The 8,512-nt window shown below is 71.6% G+C and carries 9 protein-coding genes; 5 read left to right on the plus strand and 4 right to left on the minus strand.

The features are described from left to right. The 3 genes from ABD151_RS15580 to ABD151_RS15590 all read right to left on the minus strand — a co-directional run. Positions 1-751, minus strand: a 751-nt coding sequence (locus ABD151_RS15580) for an aldehyde dehydrogenase family protein (RefSeq protein ID WP_343995812.1), incomplete at its 3' end; no start/stop codon positions are given. Further along, the gene (locus ABD151_RS15585) at positions 748-2,049 is read right to left on the minus strand and encodes an acyl-CoA dehydrogenase family protein (protein ID WP_343995813.1); all 1,302 of its coding nucleotides are present in this window, start codon (positions 2,047-2,049) and stop codon (positions 748-750) included. The genes ABD151_RS15580 and ABD151_RS15585, both read right to left, overlap by 4 nt. Beyond that, positions 2,046-3,359: a flavin reductase gene (locus ABD151_RS15590; protein WP_343995691.1), complete on the minus strand. Its 1,314-nt coding sequence runs from the start codon at positions 3,357-3,359 to the stop codon at positions 2,046-2,048. Before ABD151_RS15590 ends, ABD151_RS15585 begins: the two co-directional genes overlap by 4 nt. Before the next feature lie 135 nt (positions 3,360-3,494). Between ABD151_RS15590 and ABD151_RS15595 the strand changes: the two genes are divergently transcribed. Then, positions 3,495-4,208, plus strand: a complete 714-nt coding sequence (locus tag ABD151_RS15595) for a GntR family transcriptional regulator (protein WP_343995692.1) — start codon at positions 3,495-3,497, stop codon at positions 4,206-4,208. Between the two features lie 51 nt (positions 4,209-4,259). Here ABD151_RS15595 and ABD151_RS15600 read toward each other — a convergent pair whose 3' ends face one another. Continuing rightward, positions 4,260-5,924 (minus strand): nitrilase-related carbon-nitrogen hydrolase, encoded by a 1,665-nt coding sequence (locus ABD151_RS15600; RefSeq protein ID WP_343995693.1) that lies wholly within the window; start codon positions 5,922-5,924, stop codon positions 4,260-4,262. Positions 5,925-6,004: 80 nt separating this feature from the next. Here ABD151_RS15600 and ABD151_RS15605 point away from each other — a divergent pair, with 80 nt between their 5' ends. The 4 genes from ABD151_RS15605 to ABD151_RS15620 all read left to right on the plus strand — a co-directional run. Next, positions 6,005-7,387: an MFS transporter gene (locus tag ABD151_RS15605; RefSeq protein WP_343995694.1), complete on the plus strand. Its 1,383-nt coding sequence runs from the start codon at positions 6,005-6,007 to the stop codon at positions 7,385-7,387. A gap of 40 nt (positions 7,388-7,427) precedes the next feature. Further along, positions 7,428-7,598, plus strand: coding sequence for a hypothetical protein (locus ABD151_RS15610; protein WP_343995695.1), 171 nt, complete (start codon positions 7,428-7,430; stop codon positions 7,596-7,598). A 64-nt stretch (positions 7,599-7,662) separates the two neighbouring features. Further along, positions 7,663-8,190, plus strand: a complete 528-nt coding sequence (locus tag ABD151_RS15615) for a hypothetical protein (protein WP_343995696.1) — start codon at positions 7,663-7,665, stop codon at positions 8,188-8,190. Positions 8,191-8,246: 56 nt separating this feature from the next. Beyond that, the coding region (locus ABD151_RS15620; protein WP_343995697.1) for a hypothetical protein at positions 8,247-8,512 on the plus strand (266 nt) is incomplete at its 3' end.

Genomic DNA, 8,512 nt, shown 5'->3' on the forward strand with positions numbered 1-8,512 from the left:
CCCGGCCGGCGCCGAGGCCTCCGGTGAAGGAGACGGCGCGGATCCGCAGGTCGTTGACCAGCGTTCCGCCGACGGCAGGGCCGCCCTGCAGCAGCTGGAAGGTGCCGGCCGGTGCGCCCTGCTCGGCGAGCACCCGGTCGATCACCCGGGCCAGCGCGGTGGTGCCCCACGGGGCGTACTCGCTGGGCTTGAGCAGCGACGGTGCGCCCGCCGCCAGCGAGCTGGCGATCTTGTGCGCGGCCATCGGTGCCGGGGCGTTCCAGGGCACCAGGCTCAGCGCCGGGCCGAGCGGCAGCCGGTGCACCTCGACCGGGTTGCCGTGCTCACCGGTCGTGGTCTCGCAGAGCACGCCCTCGCGCAGCTGCGCCGCCGCCAGGTGGAAGGCACCCGGCACGATCACGCCGACGATGCTGGTCTGCGCGATCGGCACGCCGGTGGCGAACGACTCCAGTGCCGCCAGTCGCGCCACCTCCTCGCCCAGGGCGACGCCGACGGCGTCCAGGATCTCCGCGCGACGCGACACCTCGATGCCGCTCCAGGCACCGCTGGCGTGCACGCGGTGCGCGGCCGCCAGAGCGGCCTCGACGGCTGCCGCCTCGCTGGCCGGGGCGGTGCCCACCGCCTCGCCGGTGAAGGGATCGAGCAGCTCCAGGTCCAGGGCGTCGGCCGGTGCCGACCAGACGCCGTCCACCAGTTGCTCGATCGCGGGCAGGACAAGCCCGCCACGAACGGTCTTCTCGGCCTGCGTCACTGAGCACCCTCCGGCTTCTTGAAGCTGTCCGTGGTGGTGAGCCCGGCCCACCCCTCGTTCTCGACCAGCATCTTGGCAAGGTCCAACTTGCCACGCTCGGCGGGGAACGCCTGGACTAGACCCATTGCGGTGTCGCGCACCGCCCGGCCGATCTCGTTGCCCATCAGGGCTCCTGAGGTTCCGCACATCTTCAGCGCCAGCAGCGCGACCTCGTGTGCGTGCTCGCAGATCGCGCCCTTGGCCAGCTTCCAGGACTGCACGACCTCGGGCTTGGGCAGGATCGGCGGGTCGGAGGCCTCCAGGTCGACCTGACGGCGCAGCCACAGGTGCGCCTCGGCAAGGTGCCGCTCGCCGTCACCGATCATCACCTGGTGCATCGGGCTGGAGGCGATCGGCTTGCCGGTGTCGGCGAAGGTCGCCGACATGGTCCGGTTGAAGGCGTAGCTCCAGGCCCCCTGGGCGATGCCGGCGTAGATCGCCGCGATCGCGATCTGGTTGCCCACCCAGGAGCCACGCGACATCTGGGTCGCGCGGTTGAAGGCGCCGGGCACCGCGAGGGCGAGCTCGTCGGGGACGAAGGCGTTCTCCAGGATCAGCCCGTTGTTGTCGGAGGCACGCATGCCCAGGCCGGTCCACGGCGCTCGCGGCCGAGCACCCTCGGTGGCGCGCGGGACCAGGAACAGGGTCAGTGCGTCCATCCCCTCGATGTCCTCGCGGCGCGCGGTGACCAGGTAGTAGTCGGCCGAGCCGGAGAGGCAGCCGAACGACTTCTCGCCGTTGAGGATCCAGCCGCCGTCCACCGGGGTGGCGGTGGTGCGGATCAGCACGTTGGCGTTGGACGCCTTGACCGACTCGCTGGCGAAGTTGCCGATGGCCTTCTCCTCGGTGCCCATCAGGTGCAGCACCTTCTCGGCGAAGGCACGCACCACCGGCGCCTCGTCGGGGCTGTAGAGCCCGGCGTCGAGCGCGGCCAGCGGCAGCATCCCGCGCGACGACGACGAGCAGTGGAAGAAGTAGGCCAGCGCGGTCGAGCCGCAGACCGTGCCCAGCGCGTAGGTGGTGGCGGCGAGGTCGCGCAGGCCGCCGTCGAGGCCGCCGTACTCGCGCGGCACGACCAGGCCCAGCAGGCCGGCGTCGCCGAGCAGCTTGAGGTGCCCGGCGGGCAGGGCTCCGCTCTGGTCGGCGAACTCGGCCTCGGCGGCGATCGCCGGAAGCACGGACTCGACCAGGCTGGCCCGGGCGCGCTCGGCGTCGGTGAGGTCGGGGAAGAGGATCTCGGCGGTGAGCTTGGCGGTCATCCTGCGGCTCCTACGATGGTCGGGTTGCCGTCAGGTGTCGGCAGCTGGGGTGATGCTGGGACGGGTACTGCACGGGCCGGTGCGGCCGCGACGAGAGCGCGCAGGTCGCCGGCCAGCCTGACCAGGGCCGCGGTGTCGACCGGGGAGTCGACGTCGACCTCTTCGAGCAGGCGGATCAGGTCCTCGGTCGCCACCGCTCCGTCCAAGCCGGCCAGGGTGGCGTCGAAGTGTCGTACTCCGCTCTTGAGCGCGGTGATCGCCTTGACCAGACCGAGTCGGTCACGGTCGTGCAGGACCATCCGCAGCGGAGCCGGCCGGGCCAGCGGCACGGCCTCCTGGAGCAGCGCGCGCACCTGGAGTGGGGTCGCGCCGCCGGCCGTGTCGCTCAGGCCGATCTCGCTGACGCCGGCGCGGCTGAGCAGTTGGATCGCGGCCAGCACGGCGTCGAGACGCTGCGGAGCGAATGCGTCGCGCAGCACCACGGAGGTGCGCTCGGCGATCGGCGAGAGGCTGCTCGCGAGCTCCTCCGCCTGGGCCGAGTCGGCCGCGTCCAGCATCAGCTCGACGGTGCCGATGCCGAGTTGCAGGGCGAGCTCGGCCTGGGCCCGGTCGCGGACCAGGACGCTCGCAGCGGCGAGGTCGAGGGTGCGCGGCACCAGCGCCTCCGCCTCGGCGAGGGTGACGGCCGGAGTGAGGTCGGCGACCCGCACCCGGGCACCGGCGCTGGCGACGCCCGCGGTGACGTGGGCGTTCGGCGCGGTGAGTCCGGCGGCGGCCATTCCGGCCACCACTCCGCCGTCGGCGAGGGTCGCCACGTCCGGCAGGACGTCGGCGAACTGGCCCCAGCCGCGGGAGTGGAACAGCAGCGGCGCCGAGCGCCGGGCCGCGTGCCCTTCGAGCACCTCGCCCACGAAGATCGTGTGGTCACCGCCGGGGTAGGCGTGCACCACGCGGCAGTCGAACCAGCCGAGCGCCGAGTCCAGCAGCGGCGCCCCGGTTGCCGACGTCGACCAGCTCTCGCCGTCGAACCGGTCCACGACGCCCTTGTCCATGCCAGCGAACCTGCGGCCGACGTCGATCTGGTCCTTGGCCAGCACGTTGATCGCGAAGACGCCACTGCGCTCGATCAACTCGTGGCTGTAGAGCGTCTTGGTCAGGCAGATCGACACCAGCGGCGGATCAAGGCTGACGCTGGAGAACGAGCTCGCCGTCATCCCATGCCACCCGCCGTCCTGGGCGAGCGTCGTGACGACCGTGACACCGCTCGGCCATTGGGCCATCACGTCACGGAAGGTCGTTGGATCGACCATGATCACCTCCTCGATGACAGAATATACGATATCTACTCCGTCTTTGAGAAGTCGTGAGTGCAACCTGAGCGAACTTTGCGGCCGCCGGAATATATGATTGGGCCGTTCCTATCCACCCTCACCTTGGGGAGCCTCATGAGTCGACGTTCCAACGGCGTAACGGGCGTCCGGCCGATCGCCCATCACTCGCTGGTGGATCGGGTCACCGACGAGCTGCACCGGGCGATCCTCAACGGCGACCTCCCCCCGGGCTCGACGGTCTCGATCGTCGACCTCTGCGAGCGGTTCGACATCAGCCACATCCCCGTGCGCGAGGCGCTGCGACGCCTCGAGAGCGAGGGCGTGATCAGCCTGCGGCCGGGGCGCTCGGCCCTGGTCGCCACCGTCACCAGCGACGAGCTGGTGAACATCTACGGCCTGCGCAAGCTGATCGAGGGCGACCTCGTCACCCGGGCCGCAGCGAGCATGAGCGAGGAGCGTCTCGAGGACGCCGAGGCGGCACTGGCCGAGTACATCGGCATCGAGCGCGAGCCGGCCGCCCTCGCCGCCAAGCACCACGCGTTCCACGAGGCGATGCTGCTCGACGTGATCGGCCCCGCCGACGCCAACGTGCTGCGCCTGCTGTGGAAGGCCTCCGACCGCTACCTGCACCTGCTGATGGCCGACCTCGACCACAAGCCGGAGACCCAGCAGGGACGCATCGACGAGCACCGCGAGCTGCTCGACCTCGCTCGCGCCGGCAAGGCGAAGGAGCTCCGCGACGCCTGGATCGCCCACCTGGAGAGCACCGAGGGCGCTCTGCTCGAGGCGCTCGCCGTCCGCGAGGAGGGCGAGGCCGCGCAGGCCTGACCTGCGCGGCCCCTCGGGCCCCTCGGGCCCCTCGGGCTCGGCGGCCGACGATCAGTCGGTCAGCACGCCGCCGAGCAGCTGCCAGGGACGCCCGTCGACGACGTCGGTTCCCTTGGAGACGAAGCGGTTCGTCGCGCAGGCGGGCCGCAGCACGCCCAGCGTCATCGGGGCGTCGGCGCCCTGCGGCTCCGGGCGGCTGATCACGCCGGCGAACGGGTTGGCCCAGTCCCCCCACAGCGTGAAGTCTGCGCTGAGCGGGATCAGCGCACCGGCCCCGAACGCGGCATGCGGGCGCGAGGCGACCGCGACGTTGAGCCGGTTCTCCGCCGCCCGCTCCAGCAGGAGCAGATCGACGTCGTGCGCCTCGGCGACCGTGAACGGCACCGCCACCACGTCGGCATCGGCCAACGCAGCAAGGCGGAACGTCTCCGGATAGAGGGCATCGTCGCCGACGACCACCGCGAGCCGGCCCCAGGGCGCCTGGTGGATCAGCACGGGCGCGCCGTCCCCGTCGGCGAGTGCCAGCGGGCCGTGTCGCTCGCTGGCGTGCAGCTGCGGCTGGCGCAGGGCGACGCCGTCCGCCGAGATCACCAGGCCGACGTGCCGCCCGTCCTCGACCACGCTGGTGACGATCAGGGTGGCGGTGCCGGCCAGCATCGCGGCCAGGGCAGCGGGGGCAAGGTCCGCGACGACGTCGCCGTCCGCCGCTCCCCCGACGTGCGCCGCCAGCTCCGGCAAAACGACCAGGTCGGCACCGGCGGCCAGCGCCGCGTCCACCAGGCTCACCACGTCATCGTCGGCACCGGGGCTGATCACGGCTGCGGCGATCTCCGCCGCGCCGGGCGCGGCGCTGCGTCCCCGCGGCTCCGCGGCCAGCGCGCGATAGAGCGCCGGTCGGCGCGCGGCGATCACATCGGTGCCGTCGGGGCGGCTCTTCTCCGTGGCCAGGTCGAGGTCGATGTCGGCGATGACCACCGCCTCGCCACTACGCGGACCGATCGCCACCACCGTGCCGTCGGGCGCCACGATCTGGCTCTCCCCCGCGCCGTGCAGGCGATCCACGGGAACGCCGACCTTGGCGGCGACCATCTCGATGCTGTGCGCCGGCACGAGCGGCCCGACCTTGTTGGCCGCCACCACCCAGACCTTGTTCTCCGCGGCACGCACCGGAACGTGCAGCGACGCCTCATCCAGTGCGAACGAGTTGAGGCTGTTGAGCAGCAGCTGCGCCCCTTCGGCGGCAAGCATCCGCGGGGTCTCGAAGATGACGCCGTCCATGCAGGAGTAGAGCCCGACCCGGCCGAGCGCCGTGTCCACCGCTCCCGGCCGATCGACGGCAGGGTCGAGGTGGTCGCGCTCGGAGCCCATCAGCACCTGCTTGTCGCTGCTCGAGATCAGGGCACCGTCCGGGCCGAAGAGCAGGTTCGCCCCCGCGACCCGGCCGTCGGCGCGGAGCAGGGTGCAGTTCACCATCAGGTGGATCCGATGCGTGGCGGCACGGGCTGCAAGGGTGCCGAGGAACTCGCCGTCGAGGCTCTGCGCATGCCGGCGGGCATGGGCGCGGTCGGCGTACCACGAGACATGGTTCCCGAACTCGGGCAGGACCACGAGCTCGGCCCCCTGCGCCACCGCCTCGTCGATCATCCGCACCGCGGTGGCGAGGTTCTCCTCGATCTCCTCGCCGACGGCGTACTGGACGGCAGCCACTCGAACCATTCGCGGACTCCATTTCATATATCTTGTACGATTCTGGTGTCATCGTAGTCACACTCCGCCCGCCGAGCACAGGAGTCCCCATGACGGACGTCCAGCCCGACAGCAGTTCCGCCCCCAGCCGGACCGCCACCCTGCAAGTCTCCGCCAAGGGCGGCGTCCAGGAGGTGGACCTCGACCGCGACCCGCCGTTCGGCTGGTGGCCCGCGATCGCGATCGCCCTGGTCGCCTTCATCGATCGCGTGGAGATCAACCTGATCGCCGGAGCGCTGCCCGCGATCCAGGACCACTTCGGCTTCAGCGACACCGTCGCCGGGCTGATCCCCACCGCGGCCAGCATCGCCGCCGCGGTCCTGCTGCTGCCGGCAGGCCGGCTGGCCGACCGCGCGCCGCGGGTCGCCACGGTGGTGATCGTGGTCCTGCTCTGGTCGCTCTTCTCCGTGCTCAGCGGGCTCGCCACGACCTTCGCGATGTTCTTCCTGGTCCGGATCGCGATCGGCGCGGCCGGCCAGCTCTACAACCCGCCGGCCTCCAGCCTGCTCGCCGACTACTACCCGAACAGCTCACGCGGCAAGGCGTTCGGCTTCGAGCGGGCCGGCTACTACATGGGCCTGCCGGCCGGCGTGATCATCGGCGGGGCCGTCGCCGAGGCGCTCGACTGGCGCGCGGTCTTCTTCATCGCCGCCATCCCCGGCATCGTGATCGCGGTGCTGATGGCCACCGTCAAGGAGCCGATCCGCGGACTCGGCGACCGGATCGACCGGATGAAGGCCGCACAGGGCGACCTGGCCGCCACCGAGGGCAGCGCCGAGCACGCGGCACTCACCGGGCCGCCGTCGACGATCTTCGCCGACGCCAAGGAGCTGCTGCGGATCAAGACCCTGCGCGGCATCATCCTGGCCCAGGCCATGCTCGCTCTCGGCGTCGCCGGGCTCTTCTACTGGCTGCCGACCTTCCTCGAGCGCCTCGAGGACCTCAAGGTGGACGCCGCCTCCGGGCTGGCCGGCGGCGTCGGCGGGACCGGCATCGTGGTCGGCATCATCATCGGCTCCAAGATGGGCGACAAGGACCGCGGCGACGGGTGGCGGGTCCGGCTCTCGACGATCTTCCTGCTGGTCGGCGCGCTCGGCCTCACCCTGGCCGTGCTGCTGCCCGGCGTGCCGTTGCGGATGGCGATGGTCGCCCTGGCCTGCATCGGCTTCGCCGGCGCGATGCCGAACCTGACCGCGGCCGCCGCCAACGTCGTCCCGGCCTCGACACGTGGCATGGGCTTCGCCCTGTTGCAGTTCCTGACCACCCTGGGCGGCGCCTTCGGCCCGTTCCTGGTCGGCGCCGCCTCCGACGGCTTCGACTCGATCCGGGTGGGCATGCTCTTCCTGCTGCCGCCGATGTTCTGCTCGGTCGCGATCCTGTGGTCGGTGCGCAACTCCTACGAGCGTGACCTGGCCAAGGCTGCGGTCAGCTGATCCCTTCCGGACGCCGGGTGGTCGGCGTAGCGTGCTGGACATGGAACCCCGTGCCTGCGACGCCGCTCCCCCGTCGTCCGGTCCGGACTACCGGCATCTGCCGGAGCCGGTCGATCCTGATGCAGTGATCGGGCTGGTCGACGCCCGGTCGCTCCCCGACCCCGAGGCCGACCGCAACGTCGCCCAGGACCGGGCCCTGCTCTATCCCTGACCGCGAGCGCGCGGCTGCGGTGGCCCGGCGCTCGTGCGTACCGGTGCCATGCCAGGCTGAGCAGGTGACCTCCGCACCTCGCCTCCACTCCTGGATCGCCGATGCCCTGCACCAGCAGGGCTCCCGTGCCCGAGCACTCGACGTCGCCAAGCAGGTCTGGGCGCAGCACGAGACCGTGTTGCGCGACGGCGACGCGTTCTTCACCTGGCAGCTCGACCTGCACGCGGCCGCCGCCGCGATGGCTGCCGACGGCAAGCTGCTGATCGACGAGACCGGGGTCTGGGCGCTGCCCGGTGCGGCGCCGGTCCGCAAGGCGGGGTGGGCCGAGGACGAGATCGCGTCCGTGGTGCGCGGATACCTGACGCTGCTGGAGTCCGAGCACGGCGGCGCGCCCGCGCGGCGCTCGCAGATCGTGGCCGACCTGATCGCCGGCACCGGCCGCACGCCCGCCCAGGTGGAGGCGCTGCTCTGCAACATCTCCGCCGTCGTCCAGGAGCACGACCTGATCCCGCTGTCGCACTACCGACCGCGCTCGAACGTGCCCCTCGGCGTGCGGCCCGCAGTGGCCGCAGCGCTGGCCGCGCTCAGTTGACGCGCCTCCGCGTGCGCACAGATCGAACTGTCGGAGGTCTCTGATCCACTGGTTCCATGATCGAGATCGACGCCACGCACACTCCGTATGAGGTCAGTGACCTCGATGCGGGATGCTTGCTTGCGGTGATCTCGGAAGGTCGTCACTCCGCGCTGGTGCTGGGGCGTCAGCAACTGCGGCTCGCGCATCAGTGGTGCGTGGTCAACCCGGTCGTGGACGGCGGTTCGGCGGCCTCGTGGTGTGACGACGCCGCGTTCGCGTCTCTTGATCTGGATGACTTCCTCGGTGGCGAGGGCACTCCTGCGGTGGCTGCGTTCGCGGC

Source organism: Nocardioides dubius, assembly GCF_039528155.1.
In the GTDB taxonomy this organism is placed as follows: domain Bacteria; phylum Actinomycetota; class Actinomycetes; order Propionibacteriales; family Nocardioidaceae; genus Nocardioides; species Nocardioides dubius.